Here is an 18,942-nt window from a genome sequence, read left to right on the forward strand (position 1 = left end):
CTGCCGCCCCGCCTATTTCTTGGACCGTTGGAAAACCAGCTTGCCGTTGCGTCTCATGTCCAGTGCGCCCATCTGGTCCCGACCGCGAGCAACAACAGCACTCCAAAAGCGCTCGCCCATTTCGACTGCAATCATAAGACCCGACTTGAGGTCAGCACGCACGTATCGCCGATTCGCAACCAGCTCGTCTGGCGCATCACCGCTCTTGTCATGCCTGCGGGCAACGCCGATCCAGATTTCGTCGGGGTCCATCATCGCTTCAGCCAGCAACGGTGCAAGGGTCGCGTGATCGCCAGTCAGGATGTCGTCACCACCACGGAAAAGCTGATCGGAGATCGGGAGCTTGTGACCGGCTTTGTCCTCAAACAAAACCGCCTGATCGAGATCGGCACCAAACGGCGTTAGGAATGAGCGGATATTTTCCTCACCCGAGACGCCGTCGCGCAGCGGCTTTGCCTTGAAGGGTTTCGAGCGCTTCAGTAGAGACTCGACAGATTCGGCAACGTCGATCTCGACAGGCTGAAGCGGGTTTTCCAGAGTCACGCCGCCTTCGTTCATCAAAGCGGAAGGCACCAATCCACGTTCCCAGAGATCGCCGGGCATGTAATCCCAACCGTAACCGATACCCTGCGGCTGCTCGATCAGCTTGCCGGAAACGGGATCGATCAGCGGCACGGCCAGATCGCCGGGAGCCGTATCGGGCCCATCCTTGCCCCGGCGCTTCAGATCAGCAAGCGACAGGGACCGGACGCCGCAGGAACACAGCCAGTCGTTCGGCGGAAAATGAGTATCCCACCATGGATCGTCATGCCGCAGAACGAGGCCGTGCCAAGCCTGATGGAACGGACGCGGTATTTTCGGCTGTCGGGTTTCGCCGTGGCGATACTCCATATATGGCCGGAGCTGCACCACATCAGGATCGCGCATCTGCTTCAGGCGACCGGCCATATAGGCAGTGCGCATATTGGTTTCGAAAATGACGCGGGTGCGCCATCCGCGTTCGCCCTTGTACTGCCAGCCGTATCGCTGAACGATCCTGTCAAAATCCTTGCGGAACTGTTCAAGGCCGGTGCCCTCTTCCATCGCCCTGGCTATGGCGTTCTGGAAGTCGGTCAGCATGTCGGTATCGGTCGCACCGGCAATGACGAAGGCGCGGTCATGGACGCCGCGAAGGGCATCGGTCCACGCTTTCGTGGGCTTTACGCGCTTCTGCCGGAAAAAGTCGATCTGTTCGCGGAAGGGCTGGTTGATGACATCGGCGTCTGCGAAATCATCTTCCATCTCGCCATCGAGAAAGGCGGCTTCGCGTCCCTGCAATGCCGCCAGTTCGAGACCGTCACCGATCTGTGTTGCCAGCGCTGAAGGAGACCAGACGGCGGCAAGCGACAGAACTGCCTTCTGCGCCGATGCGAAATCGGGAACATCCAGCGCCTTGCGGATCGCGTCGAGGCGGCGATTGAAATGCCGTTCAACCGCCTCTTCAAGCTGGTCGGATAGCGTTTCTATCCGGCCGTTTTCTTCAGCAAAACTGGCGTCGTGGTCATGCTGCTGGAGTTTTTTTTTAGGTGCGGCGGCAAACAATGCCGCAAACATCGAATTTTCTTCGGCCAGCTTGCGCAGGTCGCGACCGCGCTTGCCTCCTTCCATGAAGGCGAAACGGGCTTCCACAAGCCTGTCGATAGCCGTGTTCGACAGATGGTCCGTCAAGCCGAAAGAGGTGATGTATTCGCGGGCGAATTCATCGTCATCAATCTGCCCGGCCGTCGCCAGTACGGCCATGAGCGCATCGTTGATGGCGGTTGCCGCCTCTGCCTTCGCTTTGCCGACTTCTGCAGCGTCTTTTTCGTTCTTGGCGCGCACTCGCCAGATATGGGGAATACCAGCGCCGGGGAAGTTATATTCGACAAGCCATGCCAGCAGCGTTTCTCGAAGCGTTCCCGACAGAAGGTCGGCATCGCTATCGACCAGCAATTCCAGCATTTCGGCGTGGGTTTCGGAAGCCGCACGCGAACCGCTGTTGCCGATGTCGGTTGTCAGCGTTTCGCCGGTAACGCAGATCGAAATCTGCTTGTCCCAATATTGCAGGAATTCCTGATAGGAAACGGAGCCGCTGCGAGCAGCCTCCAGAAACTTGATATCGGTGCCGATCGGGGCGGTGAGCGCCGAGCTGCTGCGCAACTGCCGCAAGGTGTTCATCAGCTTGGCTTGCTCTTCCGGCAGGGTGCCGTAGGGCGTGAAGCCGATGACAGTCGGGCTGGCAAACTTTTCGAGGAAGTGCAGCCAGAAGGTAATGCCCTCACGCTTGAACAGCACCGGCCAGAACAGTCGCGAACCAAGGCCAAGGCCGTAAGGGTTGTTTCCTTTAACGCCAAAACGGTGGACGATGAATTTTCGCTCCGGCAGTTCCATGCCATCACGCATGTTCGTCCACGTCAGAAGGCGTGGACGCCAATCCTCACCGAACGAAAAGCGGCGCTGATCGTGGGTAACGATCTTTTCCGGCACGATCCGATTACCCTTGCGCATCCAGATGATTTCCGAAACCGCAAAGCCTTTCAGCGTTGCATCCAGCAAATCTTCGCAGACGCGGTCAAACGGCAGATCGTTGATAACCTCGCGGCAGAAATCGGCAGCAGCGATATCGAGCGGCGTTTCCGAACACGCCTTCAGTTCCCAATTGCGGGCCACCAGCACTTTCTTGCGCTTGGCAAGCATGGCGCTGGCATGGGTATCGCGCTCGATCTCATCATAAATCTTGAGACCCTTGCCACCGCCACGCTGGAGCAGCGTATCGTCCTGATGCTGGAGCGCGCCGCTGTAGAACGGAATGGTGATATCGTTTCTGGCATCGGCAATCAGGCTGGTGGCATTGGCAGGCAGGTTCTTGCGCGGTTGCTCGGTGGCAGCTTTGGTCGTGGATTTCATAGTCGGTAGTCCCCATAGCCATCGGAGCGGGTGTCATTGGTGGATGATTGGATGCCAAGCCCACCGGCTGCACCAACGCCGCCGGCATAATGCAAGGTGTTCTGCCAGAGCATGTCGAGACAGTCGGGGCCGTCATCGTGGGCGGCGTTCGGCCACTGCTGGAGCTGGTCGATCAAGGTCTGTTGCGTGCTGTTGAGGCGGATCAAACCGGCAGCAACGGGCGGCTGAAGGCGCTCGATGCGCAAGTCTTTGTCGGAGGTAGGATTGATCGGTACGGCAGAAATGCCAACACCCTGCTTGGCTGCGGTCGCCATGAGGGTTGTGCGCAAAAACTCCTGAAACTGGATCGCTTCGACAAACCACAACATGCAGTGATATTGCCGCTGCATCTCGATCACGTCAGCGATGATGATATCCGGCAGGCGACGACGGATCGATGCTTCCAACACGTCCATTGTGCCATGCAAGCGATTGAACCCACCCACGAGGATCGCGCTCGGATCGCGGCCCTTGCTTTTCTTTCCGAGCGATGGATCGACAGCGCCGAAATGGACGAGGTCGGGCAACCGCTGCACCCAGAATGTCAAATCCTTGAACGGGCTGGCCTCGTTGATAGGCTTGTTCTGATACTCGGTCGCGAAGCTGTCATGGTCGGATGCGCGCTCCAGCATAAGCTTGATAAGCGGCTGCACGGCAGGCCAGTTGACGACAGCGCCCGCGTCCATGGCGGACTTGTTCTCGCCATAGAACGCAACGGCGGCTTCCTCGCCGTCATTCTGATAGACTTCTTCGAACCTGTCCCAAAGGTCCATCCGGTCGGGAAAGCGAATGACAGCCTGAAACTCGGCAACCCGCCACATGGGCGTTTTCGCAGCCCGAACAAGGACGGCATCATAATGCAGGACGGTGCCAACCCATACCACGTCCATGGAACCGTCAGGCGGTCCAACCTTCAGGGCGGCGCGGTTGATCCACGTTTCCAGCTTCTTGCGCTGCTCTGGCGAACGCACGGCCTCGTCATTTTCCAGATCATCAAAGAACATCAGATCAGGACGATAAGGACCATGGCGACGGCCACGGATTTTCTTGGCAGCGCCCAGACCTTCGACGCGGATATTATTGGCGGTGACGATCTCGCCTTCGCGCCAGACGCGGCCTTGGCCGGTGGCTTCGGGGAAATCGTTAGAAAGACGCGGGTTTTCGGTCAGCTCCGATTTGATCGCCTCGACCAGCAACACGGCCTGCTCGTAAACGTCACAAACCTCCAGAATGTAACGCTTGTAACCAAGGCAAATGCAGTAGAGCGCCATGCCGAGCGACAGGTGCGTGGATTTCGAGGATCCGCGTGGCGCTATGAACAGGTCTCTAACGCCCTTGTCGCTGGCGATGATTTCCGGGACACGCGCAAAGATCGCATGATGAAAAAGGCTGTGTTCGCCTTTCACGTAGTGAGGCAGATAGGTTTCCAAGAAATACTGAAAGCCGGTTTCCGGGTCTTTCACCTTCGCCAGACGTTCGGCCTTGGCCTTCGGATCGGCAGAGAATGCCGTAACCGAAAGCTCGACCCATCTGGCGAGATCATCCGCCAGCTTGGCAAGGTTATCCTTGAAATCCTTGCCGCTGACTCTGCCCTTCAGTACCGGTCTTCTGATCATGATGCGTAACGGCGCGCGAGACTTGCACCGAATGGTTCGATGATTTCGAGGATCGCGGCCACATGCTGCGGGAAATTCTCGCGGACGAATTCCACGAGGTACTGCATCACGTCCTGGGCAACGCCCAATTCCGAAATCTTCGGCGCGAGCTTTCCGGCGCTGGTGGTCATCTTGGTCATGGCATCCGCCAGCGCGACCAGACTTTTCACCTTCTGATCAAGTCGCAAATCGCCGTTCTTGATTTCCTCAAGCACCGACTGCGCCATAATCATGAAATCTTCGATCACCGTGGAAACAACGGTTTCGATGCCTTCACCCGCAATAATGGAGGCTGTGCGGGCAACGTCCCAATCGTCGCCGGCTTCCTTGGCGACCTTCTTCCAGCGCCCGAACGTGGCCTGACTGATGTTCAGCGTCATGGAGATCGTGGCACCGGTCATACGGCGATAGACGTAATCGGCGCGCGCCTTGCGGCGCTTATCCTGTTCACTGGACATTGAAGCCCCCCTTCACAAGAAATGTCATGATGGCGAGGATGATGCCGCCGATGATGAGGCGAATGATCCAGCTCGTATTGTTGTCGATCTTGCCAAGCGATTTCTGGATGCTGTTCATGCGCTCGTCGGTGACGGCGCTATGCTTCTCCAAATCGTTGACGCGCTTTTCCACCACGTCGAGCCTGTCATGGGCCTTTTCGGTGCGCGCACTTTGCAGATTGAGTTCCGTCACTTGGCGGCATTCCCCTGATGTAGCGCGGAAGCATCGACGGCCGCCACGGCAGCTTTCCGACGCTCCTCGCAAATATTGCGGGCCGTGCGATCTGCGGCCCAATTGCTGAAAACCTGCTGTTGCGTCATGTCGCTCTGCGGCTTGGCGGAAAGCTTGGGGCATTCCATCCGCGCTTCAGAGGGCAAGGCCGGGGTGACATGGACCGTACGCACGACAGGTTGCGGCGTTGGCGGGTTAGTCTGGGAGCAACTGGACGCGGCCACGATCAAGGCCAACGCTATTGCCGTTCGGTAGAGCCGCATTGGCTTTCTCCAAGGTGAGTAGTCTGGAACGCTGGTCAGCAATAATCCTTGCCGTCTCGGCACTGATCCGAACGGCTTCAACTGCCTGTTCCGCATCCTTGCGCGCCTGTTCGGCGTTAGATTTTTCAATCTCGGCCGTCCAATTGGCGTCCCGTTCGGCAACAGCGGATTGCCTGATATCGGCAAACATCCCGTTCAGCTTTTCCATTCCGCGATTGAAGGCGTAGCAGCCCGCAAAAATCAGAACGGCAACGATCAGTACCGGCAAGAACACCTTCGAGAAAACCGGCGCGACCGCCTTCATAAGCCACGCCGGTATCATGGGGTTTCTCCCGAAGAAGAGTTCGGATCGTCGCGAGGATCGTAGCCGAAAGGGGAAGGCGAAGGCGGTGCGGATGGCGGGAAAGAGGCTTGTGAGGCGGCGAAGTCGAGGCTTCCGGCGAAACGATGCACCCCGAGAAGAGCAGCAATCAGGATCATCATGGATGGAACCACGGTGCCCGCGAGTGAAACTGCCTGCTCGCTGCCGTTCGCGCCTTTCCAGACCAGATAAATGACGATGAGCCACGCGAGCCAGAAGGAGGCCCAAATCTGGCGTTTGGACATGCGATAAGTCGGCTTTGCTGTCACGGGTTATGCCTCGTTACGGGAGATAGGCGCGCCGGTCGCGGACAACTGGACACGACCGGGAATCGGCGCTTCACCCGTTTTGGGCCAGCGCGAGGCGACAAGCCTGCTCTTTTCGATGCGGGTGATAGAAACCGAATTGTTCTGGTTGCCGCCGAGAACATAATAATGGGTGCGGTCTTCACCGACATAGAAGCCGACATGACCGCCACCCGGACGCTTGAAGACGAGGATCGCGCCAATGCAGACCGGCACATCACGTCCGAACGTTGACCAGTTCAGGGCACCAAGGGGATTGGATGGCAGAAATTCTCCGGGCAGCGTCGTGGAAATCCAGTTCGCCACAGCAAGACCGCACCACGGGATATCGTCGTCGGTGTAATAACTCGCGATCCAGCCACCGAGCTTCTTGGCCCAACCGATAATGACGGGATTGGATTTCGGACCTGCGATTTCCTTCAGGCCCATGTAACGGCGGGCTTCACGCATCCAGACCGGCTCTACTGGCTGCTTCGGCGCTTCCACCTTCACCATCGAAAGCCCCGGTTGCTTGCGCAACGCCTCGACCGTGGCGGCATCCGCCTTGCCAGTTTCGGGCAGCTTTTCTGCAAACTGGAATTTCTTGATGGCGTCGATGACGGCGCGACCGTGCGCACCATCCATGCTGCCTGCATAAGCGCCGTGAAGTCGCAAGCGCCAGATCAACCATTGATCAAAATTCATAAGCATCCCCTGTCAGTCGAGGCAACCTATGATCTTGGCGGAATCAGAAAGTGAGGAAGACAGTTCCGGTCGTTAGGAAAACAGGTCCGGTTCTTCAGGGGGATTTTCGTTCGCGACCTCGCGAACCCACCGCTGCGAAATGCCCAACATACGGGCGATGGCAGCGCGGTTCTTGCCTTGGCGTTCCAGCTCCAGCACGTCTGCGCGCACCGATCTGCGCGGACGACCGTGCGGAATGTAAATGAAATCACCGGCCAGAAGTTGACATACAGCTTTTCCATCCTCTTTGCCAAGAGCGATAAGGATAGGATGATCGTCAGCCGGTTTCTTCGGAAACTTGATTTCGGTTCCGCCAAAATGCGCAATCAGCTTCAGGGCGACACCGATACCAACGGTTTCGGCAACGTCTTGAAGACTTTCGGGCAGGTTTTTGACGGACGAAATAGCCATGTCAGCCACGGGCCTCCATGGCTTTCAGGGCATCAATAATCGGATTGGCCTGATCGAACGTTAGAAAATCGGGATCGTCCACGCCGGAGCGCTTCTTGACGAAGGTGCGCAGCGCCTGCCGGGAACCGTCCTCGATGACGCCTTTGCGATGGCAAGATTTCCAGAGCGCATGGACAAGCCTGATATATGGCTTGGACGCCAGTGGCAGTTTCTTCGATGTCGGCTTGACCTTGAAGCCCAGCCGCTTCAGTTCATCGACAACGGCAAGGCGCTGGCCCTCCGTCATGCTGCGCAGGGAATCGGATTTCCCGACACGAAGCAGCAAGGCGCGATAATCGGTTTCTTCCATACCGAGTTGCTGACGGGCGATGTTGATAACGGCCATCGTGTTCATGCCGCACCTGCCATTTCCGCTTCCGCCATCGCGGCCAAGACCGCCTTCGCGAAAAACACCGGCGTAAATACACGGGCATAGACGAATTCAATCGTCATGCCCTGCTGTTCGGCAGCAGCCCAACGGGCATCACGGCTTTCAGCGTCGGTGAAAACGGAGGCTATCGCCTCCGCTTTCGTGCGGCGGAAACTATGCGGCAACAGCGTTCCTTCGGGGCTGCAAAGTGCATACCCCTGTGCGAAGGACGATTGGAGAGTGCGATCAGAACTCATTCGCATCTCCCATTTCCGTGGATGACCGCGCAGCGACCGGTTGCTGTCGCGAAACATTCGCTCCTGCCACACGGTCCCGGCCTGCATCGGTCAAGGCATAGCGAAAGCCGTTTTCGGCAATGCGGTCTATGCGGACATAGCCGGTCGGTTCCATGCGTCGGCAAGCCGCCGCGCAAGACGGCCCAAGCGATCCGGCCAGAAAGCTATCCGTTTTCGGATATTTTCCGTGCAGCCCGGAAAGTCGCTCCAGCGTTTTGCGTTCCAGTCGCGTGAGGGCGATAAACGTCATGCCGCACCGCCGAACAGTTCCCCCGCAGCATCATCGAAGATCGTGATATTGCGAAAACCAGTGAGGCAGATAAAAAACAACCAGAGAGTTATCTTTTGGAGGCTGATTTGACCCTTTTTGTATGTAGCGATTGCAATGGCAAGGTTTCGAGTTCCGCAATGGATTGCGTCCACTGCGGAAACATTCTTCAGACCAACCAACCTGGAATTATTGGCACCCTCTTGCGCATCTTTTACGCGGTTTTCTGTGTAGCCATCGTATTGATCGGGATTTCCGCGATTGGTGACGCGAGTAAAAGCGCAAAACCGAGCGATGCAATAATGATCCCTCTGATCATTTTTGGAGTCTGGTTTGCCGGGTCGGTGTGTCTGGCCATCCTTTTTTACGTCACACGAAATGGAAGGCTTGTGAGGGTGAGTAACGCTGTGCTGCCAACCCCCGAGTCCTCCTTGGGAATTACTCCTAAAGCGGCAGGTTGGACGCGCCAAGTAAGCTGAACTGGTTGCGATCATGGTCTTTCACCCCGCCGCCTGAACCGTTGAAATTTCAAGTTCGACGGGTTCGATTGCGAAAACCTCGCCCTCCGATTTGATCGTGACGCCCGCGACGTTGCGCGCCGTGTCCGGATCGTTCAGCATGGCTTCCTTGTTGATTTCTTCTTTTTCGCGGATGAAAGCTTTCAGGCCGAGAGCCTTCAGGGCTTCAAGGACAGCTTCAGCACCACGGATCGAAACGCTGGCGGGAAGTGAGCGCCACCGGACGCTGCCCGTACCGAAGTCATGGAATTTCACCTTGTCGTTATTGGTGAGGATCATGCGATTGGCTTCGCACCATGCCTGCACACCGCGCTCATGCTCCGCCAGCTCTTCGGCCATCATGGCGGTATCAGTTTCGAACCTCTCACCGATAAGCCTGATAGCTTCTTCAGCCTTTGCCTTCTGCGCGTGAATGGCGCGGCGAAGGGTGCCGATGCGACCGACAGCCCAAATTGCGTCATGACGGCTCTGCGGCACGCGGGAGATGGCCATGGGCTTGCTTTTCTTTGCAGATTTCATTCCGGTGTTTCCTTGTATCAGGCGGTTTCGTTGGGATTGTTGGGAGGGGTGGTCTTGCGGGCGCGGATGAAGGCGGACAGGGAGACAACATTCTCCGCAAACAGCGGGCGCAGATCGACCGGCGCGGCGGTCACCGAGTGGAGCGCCGCCTCCATGTCTTTCGCGTAGGCCTCGCAGGACGAAAGAAGGTTCGCGACGGTTCCGGCGGCTTCAGGCGGCAACGACGCGCCACCGGTCTCGTGGGCCTTCAGGTGAATTCGCAGGAGTGACAGGAGAGCCGAGAGCTTCAGCATCTTTGGGTTCCTTTCAGTGGTCGGAGGCAAGGGCGACAGAGGACAAAAGCTGACCGTTGAGCGGCACATGAGGGCGGCCGGTCAGATATTCGATGGTCATTTCCATGTGCTTCGCCTCCATTTCGATGAGGCGAAGCGTTAGAAAAAGCTCCGGGGCATCCAGCCCGTTAACGAGCGGCAACAAACGGTCCCGCAGCTGCACGGCGGCATCAGACAACATCCCTGACCTCCGGTTCTTTCTGGTTTTCGGGGTTCTGCGGGCACGATCTGCATGCCAGCCACTGTTTCAGTTTGGCGGGATCGCTCTTCGCCATCGGCGCTTCGCGATGGCTTTTGCAGGTGCCGGGGGCAATGGCGTCACGAACATGCGGGCACCAAACCTGTTGCCCGTAGAGCGCCATGACCTTATGAGCGATCCGAGCCTGCACCTTGTTCATGCCTGCGCTGTATTTCCCGGCGCAGAGCAGCGATATCGCGGTGCGAGAAACGCCTAGCTCGTCACCGATATCCTTTTTGCTTCGCTTGGGCTTGGCAGCTTCAGCACGAAGGACATTTAGCCAGGTGGGATCGACAAGAGGCATCAGGCTTGCTTGGCGCATGGCGCGGCCTCTCTGGTGTTGGGGTCGTAGACAGTGCCATCGACGCTGCTGACGAGAGGGGCAAGCTGTCCCGAATTGCGGATGAGCCGATAGCGTATCTGGCCCCTTGCGCCGTTCGGCAATTCGATGAGGTATCCGGCCCGCTTAAGGGCGCGCAGATACTTTCCGGCTTCCACTTCCGGCCGCTTCAAGGGCCAGTTCGCTGCCATGACAAGCTCCGCCGCCACAAAAGCCCCGGACATCCGCATGACGGACCAAAGGCGCTGACGGAAGCTGTCGGCTGGCAGCGTGGGGGCGCGCGTCGGCTGTACCGGCGTCTGGACGACGCCGGTACGTTTAGCCTTCAGCCCCGCAATGGTCAGCTGGTAGCAACCAACCTTGCGCCGCTGGATGAGGCCAGCCGTCACCATCTTTCCCAAGACACGGAAAATCTGCGACCGGGACAAGCCCGCGACCTCTTCCAAGACCTCAACAGTCAGGCAGGCGCTTGGGGGAAGATGATTGAAGATGCGATCAAAATGCAGCGTCGATTTATCCTGCATCATGCCAACTCCGGCACCAAGATTGGCTTATTGGTACGGCGGTCATTCAAAACCGTCTGTCCGCCCATGTCGGCCATGGTGATGCCCTGCGGACCGGGATCGATACGCATGCCGAAACGCTCGATATTGGCGATGGCTTCCAGAACTTCCCGATTATACCCCTGCGAAACCTTGAGCACGAAATCGACAAGGCAATCCGCGACTTTGACTTCGCATTTCTGGTCGATGAGCATCGCCACATCGTCGCGGGTGGCCTTCTGGAAGCTGACGCGCTGGCTGATACGGCTCGAAATCTGCGGGAACCGGGAAATATTGTCGTTGACCTTGCCCATTCCGACGAGGATCACCGGCAGCTCCAGCATGTCGGAGATATCCCGAACCGTTTCCAGCAGAGACGCCTTGCTGGAAATGTGGTCGGCTTCGTCAATCACGATGCCGAAGCTGCGGCGGGCCATCTGCGCGGCAGTATGGCGGCTGCCAAGTTCGCGCAGGATCGTTTCATACTTCTTTTCGATGCTGTGCGGCGGGCGGACTGGCAGGCTTTCCAGAAGCTCGTTCATGAACCACGCCGGTTTCCATTCCTGTTTGGCGCGCAGGTAAATCCAGCCGGTTTTCGCCACCCAATGTTTCAGGGTCGTGGTCTTTCCCAAGCCGGGAACACCATCGACAACGGCAAGGCACGCCTCCTGCGCCCCGCGATCCTCAAGCGCGGCGAGCGCTGAAAGAAGGCGTTTTACGTTGCTGGTCTCGACAAATACGTTTTTCATGCGTAGTTCTTCCTCGTGTGAATGATGGGTGTCAGGCAGCGGCGCGGATGATGTGTAGGAGCTGATCCACGTCGATGCCGGACATTCGAAACAGGTCAATCGTGGTTTGCCTCTGGAGGCATCGACGCAAAACACCCACCTGATTGACCGACAGTTTTTCCGGATTTTCTAACGCCCAAGCCGCAAGTGCCTCGTCTGTTGCAAAGGTCTGCCTGCGGGTGGTTTCAGCAGCTCCGGTGGCTGCTGGAACGGTTTCGCCGTCACTGGTGATGAGCACCGGACCGGCTGGCACCGGCGCTGGCTCATGGTCGATGATCGGCATGAAGGTTTGGATTGAGGCGTCGATGAATACGCCGGGTGACAACTCGGCTTCGACTTCTGCAAGATGATCGTTGAGGCGGCGCGCACGGGCATTGGCGCGCTTTTCGATGGCAGCGCGTTCCATGGTGAGCGGAATGTATCGCTCCTCATTACCCGCAAAGATCGCCACGCAGATCAGGCGGCCCATGAGTTCTTCGCCCGATCTCCGGTCGATCTCACGAACCCAGACCTTGCTGGCGTCGTGAATATCGTAGCCAACCAGCACGTCTTCGCCGTGGAATTCTTCCAGCGCCAGATTGAAATAGCTGTTGGTCAACCATTCGATCATCGAGCGGCGGGTGCGGCGCTTCACATACGGACGGAACAGGTCGTTCTTTTCATGCTCCAGAACAGGCACGATCTCGAAGCCGGTGGAAACGTGATATTCCCAATACTGATCGGGCGACATTTTGCCCGGCAGCGAAGAATGAGGCTTGGCGTTATAGGAGGCGACGGCGTTCACGCATGCCGTTAGAAAATCCTGCCACGAAGGCAGACGACTGGATGCACCGAATTCTCTGATATCCTTACGTGTTTCCTTGAAGGACTTCTGACGGGCCTGACGGTCCATGTCTTCGCCGATGTAGGTCGCATATTCCTTCGACAGTGGGTTCCAAACCAAACCGTTGAAACGCTCGATGATGCCGCGCGCCTGCGAATTCTGCGGCAACGAATGCAGCTTTGTGACGCCGAGGCGTTCGGTAACGCCGGTCAACTGATTGTCCAGCACGTCATTCTTGAAGCCCGGTCCACGGTCCACATAGAAGATTGCAGGAATGCCGTTCTGCTCGCAGGCATGACGAAGGGCATCGACAACGCCGATAGTGTTTTCTGCCAGACCAAAGGAGAAGCCGACGCAACGGCGCGTGGCGACATCAACGATGCTGGTGATTTCAGGCCGGAAAGGTTGGCCGTGGATCGGGTGTGCTACTTCGGCGTCGAATGTCTTGCCGTCAGCGGTGTAAACGCAGCCCGGCAGCAGATCGTCTGTCGAGCGCAAGGTGTACGCCATGCGGCTTTTCAGGGTCAGGGAGCCTTCACGGCCACGATGCTTCTCGACATTACCAAGCCGCGCCATGAGGCGGCGGACCTGATCGTAATTCGGCGGCATGATGTGCGCAGGCAACCCCTTCTTGAACTGTGCCAGCGCATCGGTCAGGCATGGCTTTTGCGGCTGCGCGTAAAAACGCAGGAATTGCCAGAACCATGACGGAACGTCCTGCTTTTCCTTGGTCGGCAAAGGTGCCAGCGCGCCGACGCCAACGGTGTCGCGCAGCTTGAACCAGTCGTAAAGCGTGGCACGGCTAACGCTGGCCTTGTTGGCACGGTCATTGGCAACGCGCAGAATGGTTTCGGAGATTTCGACTGCTGCCGGATCGGCAAGAAACGACTGGATGGCCTGCCGCTGCGACATGCCGTTAGAAATCTGGTGCATATCAATGGCAGACAACACGGCAGAGCGCGCATTCATCACGTCGCGCTGGCGGGCCGACAGGTTTGCCGTCGAAAGCTTTTCCCGACGTGCAATCTCCTGCGTTTTCTTGGCCTGCTGACTGACCAGCACCAGTTCACGGTTACGCTCGCCGTGCAATGCGGCCTGCAAAGCTTCCGGCAACAGGGAGATATGGTATTCGTAACCGCCGCCGCCTTCACTACCTTCGCGTTTCCGGCAAAGAGGGCTCGCCGCCCAACCTTCGTCGTTAATACGGTCCTGCACACCGCGCTTGCTGTGTGGCATGGCTTTAAGCTTGAGACGGACACCGGCGGCGGCAATTTCCTGTGCGGAGTAATAGCTCATTTCAGCCCCCTGACACGACCAGCAAGGGCATCGCGGCGACGGGTGCGCTCTTCGATCTCGCGGTCCTCGCGCCAGATTTCGATGATGTCGGCGTAACGCTCCGGCACTGCAACAAAGCCCGCGAAATCGCAGACAAAGGCCAGCAACTCGTAGCAATCTGTCACTTCGAGAAGCGCGATAAAGCGCTCTAGCGTAATCTTGTGGTCGCGACGGGCTGGCGACGCATAGCAATCCAGCATGTTTTCGGTCACGCGCTGGCCGAGATGCTCTGACATGGCATCAGCGATTTGGGCGCGAGACATGTCGGATTTCAGCATGGCGTGAGCGAGAACACGGGCGATCTTGACGTCGAGCGTGCCACCTTTCGATACTTCGGGATCGATCCGCGCCGCGACTTCGACCGGCGTGTAGTCGCGGAAGATATCAAGGGTAAGTGTGTCGCGGCGCTTCTTCATCAGATACGGCCCCGGCGCTGGAGGGACGCGATAATGCGATCTTCATGCTCGATGATGACATCATCCAGTTCATCGTCTTTCAGACCGGCTATGAACTTGCTCATTGTGGCAATGCTTTTCTGCAATTCCGCGAGGCGGGCATCGACTTGCGCGGCAACGATATCGTTGGCGCCCGGCAGTGATTTGAGCGTTTTGGTTACTGCCGCGACTTTACGCTCCGTATGGGTCAGCACACGGCCGTTGGCGATGATCGCAAGGGCGTCGGGCACATTCGTTGCCTTCGGCGTTTGTGCGAAAAGGATATCAAGCACCTTGGCCTGATCTCCATGGGACTGCTCTGCGAGCTGCTTCAACCCGGCCTGATGGTCAGCCAGCCATGTTCCGGCGCAACGGCCGCGCGAGGCGTCAGAAAGGTCCATCCAGATTTTAACGGCGAGTTCGATTGAACGGCGCGACATGCCGATTTTCTCGGCTGTTACAGCGGAAAAACCGAGAACTTCCTCGCTGGCCGGATCAAAACGCAATTTTTGCGTTTTGATTTCTGACTTACGATCCCCACCATGTTTTGCTTCTGGATAGAGGCGCTCATAAACCTGCTTCAACTCAAAAAGATGCTGGCAACGGTCGAGCTTGTTCAACTCGATACGGCCAAGGTTCTCCATGACCTCTTCAAGCCGCGCATCATCGTCGGACGAGGCAAGCGAGATGGTAAGGGGAATGCTATTCCAACCCAGCAAACGCACAGCCTCAAGCCGCTTGCGTCCAGCGATCAGGCGATAGCGATTTCCGACAGCGCGGACGCGTATTGGATGTTGCAGCCCGGTGGTGGCGATTATTGCTGATAGTGCGACAGCCTCCTCGGGATCGAAATGGCGGGCACGATCTTCGGGAATATCAATCCATGTAAGGGGAGCTTGAACCACTTCCGGCTTCGACGGTTCAGCAAGTTCTGTCATCTTTGGTTTTGGCATTTTTCGAACCTGAGATATCGGGATTTTCGATGCGGAGCCGCCTGCTGGAGGCGGTACGGCGGCTCCGCTGGATCGCGACGGACGCAAGAACCGGATCGGCGCGATGAAAGAAGGGAGATCAGGCAGCGGAAGCGTCGTACCTGTCCGCGATTTCACGCAAGCGGCTGGCAACCAGCTTTGCCGCCTTGGCCTCGGCATCGCGTTTGATTTCGGCAAGCGTTGCATCGAACAGTTTTGCTGCAAACGCTTCGAAATCATTGGACGCGCCAGCGCGGCCGGGTTCGGCAACAATGCCAAGCACGTTGATGCGGCGTGTCTCTGGATCGATTTCGGCGGCGACTAGCGGGCGCTGAAAGGTAACTCCATCTGAAGACGGAAGGATCGCATCGACTGCGGCGATTTGCAGCTTCGCGCCCTTCGACGGCACTGGCGTCACCGGAAATTCCGGCAGCGCAGCGGCAAGCTTTTCCTGCGCGGTCACACGGCGAGCCTGACGTTCGCCCGCAGGTTTTTCCAGAGGCTGATACGGTGGCTTCTGTTCTCCACCTGGGCGAGGGATAAGGTGCACCTGAACACCAGCGATCCAGCGCCTCACAATCGAGCGCGGTGGCGGATCGACATGGAGTAGACGCAAGTCCTGCGCGAAGTCCTGATAGGCCGTCTGGCCGTTATAGCTGACGGACTGCGCTTCATCCCAAAGACGAGCGGCCGGCGTGATGGCGATTGCTGGCAAGTCGTGGAAGAAGGGTATGACTTCTCTCATGCTGCACCGCCTTCCGGCAGGTGGCCGAGATCGCGGGCCATTGATAGGCTGCCGGAAACAAATGCCGCGATCTGTCCTGCACGGAAATGGACATCATGACCGGCCTCAATGTTGCGATAGGTTTCTTCGTACCAATCGTTCGCAGCGGCCTCTGCGCGATCTGCAAGCTCCAGTTCGGAAGCAAAGCCCTCAATGGCGTTACGAATTTCTGCATCGACGATGTCAGCGGCGGCTGGAGGGTTTGACAAATCCGTCCTCATGCGGCCACCCACTTGTCAACAGCCGCGTTAGAGTTTTGACTTTCTAACGATGGGTATTTCGCGCTATCAAGAATGCGGGTTTTCCGAATGGGATACCGATCCGGGAAGAGTTCTTCGACTTTCGCGCCGAGGAAATCAGCAAGCGCCCTTTCAGCAGGGCGCACGGTTCGGGACCATACGGCCCGGAAGGTGTTGGGGTTTAGGCCATTGATTTCAGCCAGACCGGTGAGCGTCATACCACGCTCTTCGAGCTGCTTCTTGATCTCAGGCTTGGTCCACTTTTTGGGTTTGGACATTAGGAACTCCTGCGACTGAAAGCGGATGTTGGCGCATCCGCTTTTTGTTGGTGTTTGAAACGCATCAGCGCCCCGCAACAGCGCGGCGCACAAACAGGAGTATTCCAAATGTGGATGAGTCGCAATCCCACATTTGGAATTTGATCCAAATATGGATGATAAAGAGCCGTTAGGTTTCCGCGAACGCGTGAAAGAAGCCATAAGAGTGGGGGGCGGCCCCGCCACTATGGCTTCCAAAACTGGAATTCCCGTCGGTACGATTAATAAGTACGTGGCTATGTCGAGCGCGGCATCGCTCTCTAATGTTGTTCGTATCTGTCGATCACTAGGTCTGACAGTCGATGAACTGATTTCCGGTCAAACTTCGCCTCCTCCGCGCGTGACGGAAAACCCACCCACGCAAATGGCCGGGCCGTCTTCATCAGCCCTAAATGGTGCTGATTTTATCGCACTTCCCTTCCTTGATATCCATGCTTCGGCTGGCCCCGGTGCTATCGCGCCGATGCACGCAGAGGTGAGGACGGTAGTATCGTTTGAGCGCTCTTTCCTGCGAAATCTTGGTGCGATACCGGAGTGGTGTAAAATCATAGGCGCACGAGGCGACAGTATGACGCCAACGATACCGGACGGCGCGCTAATCGTGGTCGATCACAGTCAAACAGAAGTGGTAAACGGCTGGATTAGTGTCGTGGATGTCGGCGGCGATCTGCTTGTTAAAAGAGTGCGGCGGCGGCTGGACGGCACGATTGAGTTGGTTTCTGACAACCCGATCTACCCGGTCGAAACAATAGGAGCCGACAGAATTGATCAGCTCACAATAATCGGTCGCGTCGTTTATTTTTGTCGCGCACCGTAACGATAGCTCTAAAGCTAAAATCCAAATTTCTAACGGCGCAAAGGCCGTTTTGAGACTTCCCACCTCGACTTTAACCGAAGTCAGAGGCCGTTGGCATTTTTCCAAGCAAAATCAGTAGCGTGATCAAGGTGGGCAGTTTTTGGAGTAGGTGGGCAGTTTCTTCCCACCTTGCGACGGCCTGCGTATTGCGTCGTCGCGTTTGCTTAAAGCCGCAATCTCCGGCTATTTCCGTACCGGCTGCTTTACCCGCTCAATTTTCTCTTTTCTTTTCAGAATGTTGTTCTTGTCAGCACCGTTGGCAGAACAATGCGAGAAGAATGCGCGAATCTGTCCAGAAGGATGCGCGGTTTATCGCAACTTTTGATAGGCGACTTTCATCGGACTGCCCAAAGCCGTTAGAGGCACAGCGCCCGATTTCCCTTATTTCGTAGGCAGTTGCGGGTTTGGTCTGCCGGATAGCTCGTGTCCAGAAGGTAACACCCCCCTACATTTGCTGCACTCAGATGAAGTGGTGCAAATATCGCCTCACGGCAGACACTCCGCCTCAAACTGCCGCCCACTCACTCCGGCACCAGCCGCAGCCTTGTCCCCCAAGGATCGATCGCTTCCACGACCCTGTTTTCCATTTCCACCAGCACGTAACCGGCCGCCCGCAGCCTCGTCTTTTGCGCTTCAAGGTCGGCGGGGTTTCGGACGGTAAGCGAAAACCAGTCGAGACCGGTTTCTGTGGCGTTGCGCTGCTTGGCCCCCCGGCTGTTCCACGTATTGACCGCCAGATGGTGATGATATCCGCCGGAAGACAGGAAAGACGCATCCGTGCGGGCGTCCTGCGTCGGCTGCAAGCCGATAGCCTCCTCATAAAACGCACGGGCGGCGGCAATCTCGCCGACCCTCAGGTGAACATGCCCGATGCGCATCATCGGCGGGGCCGTTGTGTAGTCGCTTCTTTTGGTATCGGTCAGCGCCACGAGATCATCGACGTCGAGCTGTTCGGTGCCCATTTTCACCACGCTGCCGTTCCAGACCCATGTGTCCCTTGGCCGGTCGCTGTAAACCTCGATGCCGTTGCCTTCGGGATCGTTGAGATAGATCGCTTCGCTGACATTGTGGTCGGCAAAGCCCGACAGCGGCACCTGCCTGAGCGCCGCATGCACCAGCCATCGCGCCAGATCCTTGCGTGTGGGCATCAGGTAGGCGATGTGGAACAGGCCGGCGGAGGTGGGGCTTTCGTAATCCGCCGCCGGCTTGTGGTCGAGATCGAGCAGCGGCACGGTGCCGACGCCGAGCGTCACGCCGCGCGATGTGCGCTCCACCTCGTTCAGCCCCAGTACGGAACGGTAATAGTCGATCATCGGATCGAGATCGCGCACCCGAAGCGCCGCCTGACCGATATGCATCGGCGTCGTCAGCGCAAAGGGGAGGGCGGCGTCGGCATTTGCGGCGGCTGTGGCGCCCTCGGCTTTCAGCGCACCGGCAAGAGCGGTGGCGGCGCAAGAAATTCCGGCAAATTTCAACGTGTGGCGGCGAGTAAATTGCATGAATAATCTCTTTTTAGGCGATG

The 18,942-nt window shown here is 57.5% G+C and carries 27 protein-coding genes; 1 reads left to right on the forward strand and 26 read right to left on the reverse strand.

The genetic code is table 11. The annotated features are described in order from the left end of the window. Positions 1-12 precede the first annotated feature (12 nt). From RS75_RS25625 to RS75_RS13215, 25 genes are all read right to left on the reverse strand, one after another. Positions 13-2,925, reverse strand: coding sequence for a phage portal protein family protein (locus RS75_RS25625; RefSeq protein ID WP_084686856.1), 2,913 nt, complete (start codon positions 2,923-2,925; stop codon positions 13-15). Then, positions 2,922-4,580 carry a phage terminase large subunit gene (terL, locus tag RS75_RS13105; protein ID WP_045021078.1) on the reverse strand — a complete coding sequence of 553 codons (1,659 nt, stop codon included), beginning with the start codon at positions 4,578-4,580 and terminating at the stop codon, positions 2,922-2,924. Before terL ends, RS75_RS25625 begins: the two co-directional genes overlap by 4 nt. After that, a complete protein-coding gene (locus tag RS75_RS13110) occupies positions 4,577-5,077 on the reverse strand; it encodes a DUF1804 family protein (protein WP_045021080.1) in 501 nt (166 codons plus the stop codon). The genes terL and RS75_RS13110 overlap by 4 nt, the downstream gene beginning before the upstream one ends. Then, entirely contained in the window at positions 5,067-5,309 is a 243-nt protein-coding gene (locus RS75_RS26650; RefSeq protein ID WP_052679681.1) for a hemolysin XhlA family protein, read from the reverse strand. The genes RS75_RS13110 and RS75_RS26650 overlap by 11 nt, the downstream gene beginning before the upstream one ends. Beyond that, positions 5,306-5,521, reverse strand: a complete 216-nt coding sequence (locus RS75_RS26655) for a hypothetical protein (RefSeq protein WP_160297188.1) — start codon at positions 5,519-5,521, stop codon at positions 5,306-5,308. The genes RS75_RS26650 and RS75_RS26655 overlap by 4 nt, the downstream gene beginning before the upstream one ends. A gap of 22 nt (positions 5,522-5,543) precedes the next feature. Next, the gene (locus RS75_RS13125) at positions 5,544-5,915 is read right to left on the reverse strand and encodes a hypothetical protein (protein ID WP_152643131.1); all 372 of its coding nucleotides are present in this window, start codon (positions 5,913-5,915) and stop codon (positions 5,544-5,546) included. Positions 5,916-5,929: 14 nt separating this feature from the next. Then, on the reverse strand, positions 5,930-6,217 hold the full coding sequence (locus RS75_RS13130) for an NAD(P)+ transhydrogenase beta chain (protein WP_200893635.1): 288 nt from the start codon (positions 6,215-6,217) through the stop codon (positions 5,930-5,932). Between the two features lie 27 nt (positions 6,218-6,244). Beyond that, positions 6,245-6,961: a TIGR02594 family protein gene (locus tag RS75_RS13135; protein ID WP_045021200.1), complete on the reverse strand. Its 717-nt coding sequence runs from the start codon at positions 6,959-6,961 to the stop codon at positions 6,245-6,247. A gap of 72 nt (positions 6,962-7,033) precedes the next feature. Continuing rightward, positions 7,034-7,411 (reverse strand): helix-turn-helix domain-containing protein, encoded by a 378-nt coding sequence (locus tag RS75_RS13140; protein ID WP_045021085.1) that lies wholly within the window; start codon positions 7,409-7,411, stop codon positions 7,034-7,036. 1 nt (position 7,412) lies between these two features. Beyond that, a complete protein-coding gene (locus RS75_RS13145) occupies positions 7,413-7,805 on the reverse strand; it encodes a gp16 family protein (RefSeq protein WP_045021086.1) in 393 nt (130 codons plus the stop codon). Continuing rightward, complete coding sequence (locus tag RS75_RS13150) at positions 7,802-8,077, reverse strand: hypothetical protein (RefSeq protein WP_045021088.1); 276 nt, start codon at positions 8,075-8,077, stop codon at positions 7,802-7,804. The genes RS75_RS13145 and RS75_RS13150 overlap by 4 nt, the downstream gene beginning before the upstream one ends. Continuing rightward, a complete protein-coding gene (locus RS75_RS13155; RefSeq protein ID WP_045021091.1) occupies positions 8,067-8,366 on the reverse strand; it encodes a hypothetical protein in 300 nt (99 codons plus the stop codon). Before RS75_RS13155 ends, RS75_RS13150 begins: the two co-directional genes overlap by 11 nt. Further along, on the reverse strand, positions 8,363-8,878 hold the full coding sequence (locus RS75_RS26280; protein WP_152643132.1) for a hypothetical protein: 516 nt from the start codon (positions 8,876-8,878) through the stop codon (positions 8,363-8,365). Before RS75_RS26280 ends, RS75_RS13155 begins: the two co-directional genes overlap by 4 nt. Positions 8,879-8,884: 6 nt before the next feature. Further along, positions 8,885-9,421: a host-nuclease inhibitor Gam family protein gene (locus tag RS75_RS13160; RefSeq protein ID WP_045021093.1), complete on the reverse strand. Its 537-nt coding sequence runs from the start codon at positions 9,419-9,421 to the stop codon at positions 8,885-8,887. 17 nt (positions 9,422-9,438) lie between these two features. Beyond that, the gene (locus RS75_RS13165; RefSeq protein WP_045021094.1) at positions 9,439-9,714 is read right to left on the reverse strand and encodes a hypothetical protein; all 276 of its coding nucleotides are present in this window, start codon (positions 9,712-9,714) and stop codon (positions 9,439-9,441) included. A 13-nt stretch (positions 9,715-9,727) separates the two neighbouring features. Then, on the reverse strand, positions 9,728-9,934 hold the full coding sequence (locus tag RS75_RS13170; protein WP_045021097.1) for a hypothetical protein: 207 nt from the start codon (positions 9,932-9,934) through the stop codon (positions 9,728-9,730). Then, positions 9,924-10,313: a hypothetical protein gene (locus tag RS75_RS13175; RefSeq protein ID WP_045021099.1), complete on the reverse strand. Its 390-nt coding sequence runs from the start codon at positions 10,311-10,313 to the stop codon at positions 9,924-9,926. Before RS75_RS13175 ends, RS75_RS13170 begins: the two co-directional genes overlap by 11 nt. Next, complete coding sequence (locus RS75_RS13180) at positions 10,295-10,858, reverse strand: hypothetical protein (protein ID WP_045021100.1); 564 nt, start codon at positions 10,856-10,858, stop codon at positions 10,295-10,297. The genes RS75_RS13175 and RS75_RS13180 overlap by 19 nt, the downstream gene beginning before the upstream one ends. Continuing rightward, complete coding sequence (locus RS75_RS13185) at positions 10,855-11,622, reverse strand: AAA family ATPase (protein WP_045021102.1); 768 nt, start codon at positions 11,620-11,622, stop codon at positions 10,855-10,857. Before RS75_RS13185 ends, RS75_RS13180 begins: the two co-directional genes overlap by 4 nt. Positions 11,623-11,653: 31 nt before the next feature. Beyond that, positions 11,654-13,780 carry a Mu transposase C-terminal domain-containing protein gene (locus RS75_RS13190; protein ID WP_045021104.1) on the reverse strand — a complete coding sequence of 709 codons (2,127 nt, stop codon included), beginning with the start codon at positions 13,778-13,780 and terminating at the stop codon, positions 11,654-11,656. Then, entirely contained in the window at positions 13,777-14,235 is a 459-nt protein-coding gene (locus RS75_RS13195; RefSeq protein WP_045021105.1) for a hypothetical protein, read from the reverse strand. Before RS75_RS13195 ends, RS75_RS13190 begins: the two co-directional genes overlap by 4 nt. Beyond that, the gene (locus tag RS75_RS13200; protein WP_052679683.1) at positions 14,235-15,206 is read right to left on the reverse strand and encodes a ParB/RepB/Spo0J family partition protein; all 972 of its coding nucleotides are present in this window, start codon (positions 15,204-15,206) and stop codon (positions 14,235-14,237) included. Before RS75_RS13200 ends, RS75_RS13195 begins: the two co-directional genes overlap by 1 nt. A 118-nt stretch (positions 15,207-15,324) precedes the next feature. After that, positions 15,325-15,969, reverse strand: a complete 645-nt coding sequence (locus RS75_RS13205; RefSeq protein ID WP_045021109.1) for a hypothetical protein — start codon at positions 15,967-15,969, stop codon at positions 15,325-15,327. Beyond that, positions 15,966-16,241, reverse strand: a complete 276-nt coding sequence (locus RS75_RS13210) for a hypothetical protein (RefSeq protein WP_152643134.1) — start codon at positions 16,239-16,241, stop codon at positions 15,966-15,968. Before RS75_RS13210 ends, RS75_RS13205 begins: the two co-directional genes overlap by 4 nt. Further along, the gene (locus RS75_RS13215; RefSeq protein WP_045021112.1) at positions 16,226-16,525 is read right to left on the reverse strand and encodes a helix-turn-helix domain-containing protein; all 300 of its coding nucleotides are present in this window, start codon (positions 16,523-16,525) and stop codon (positions 16,226-16,228) included. The genes RS75_RS13210 and RS75_RS13215 overlap by 16 nt, the downstream gene beginning before the upstream one ends. Before the next feature lie 133 nt (positions 16,526-16,658). Between RS75_RS13215 and RS75_RS13220 the strand changes: the two genes are divergently transcribed. Next, positions 16,659-17,381, forward strand: coding sequence for an XRE family transcriptional regulator (locus tag RS75_RS13220; RefSeq protein ID WP_200893636.1), 723 nt, complete (start codon positions 16,659-16,661; stop codon positions 17,379-17,381). A 560-nt stretch (positions 17,382-17,941) separates the two neighbouring features. Here the strand turns inward: RS75_RS13220 and RS75_RS13225 are convergent. Next, positions 17,942-18,919, reverse strand: a complete 978-nt coding sequence (locus tag RS75_RS13225; RefSeq protein WP_045021116.1) for a VOC family protein — start codon at positions 18,917-18,919, stop codon at positions 17,942-17,944. Between the last annotated feature and the right edge of the window lie 23 nt (positions 18,920-18,942).

It is taken from the genome of Rhizobium nepotum 39/7, assembly GCF_000949865.1.
GTDB lineage: Bacteria > Pseudomonadota > Alphaproteobacteria > Rhizobiales > Rhizobiaceae > Agrobacterium > Agrobacterium nepotum.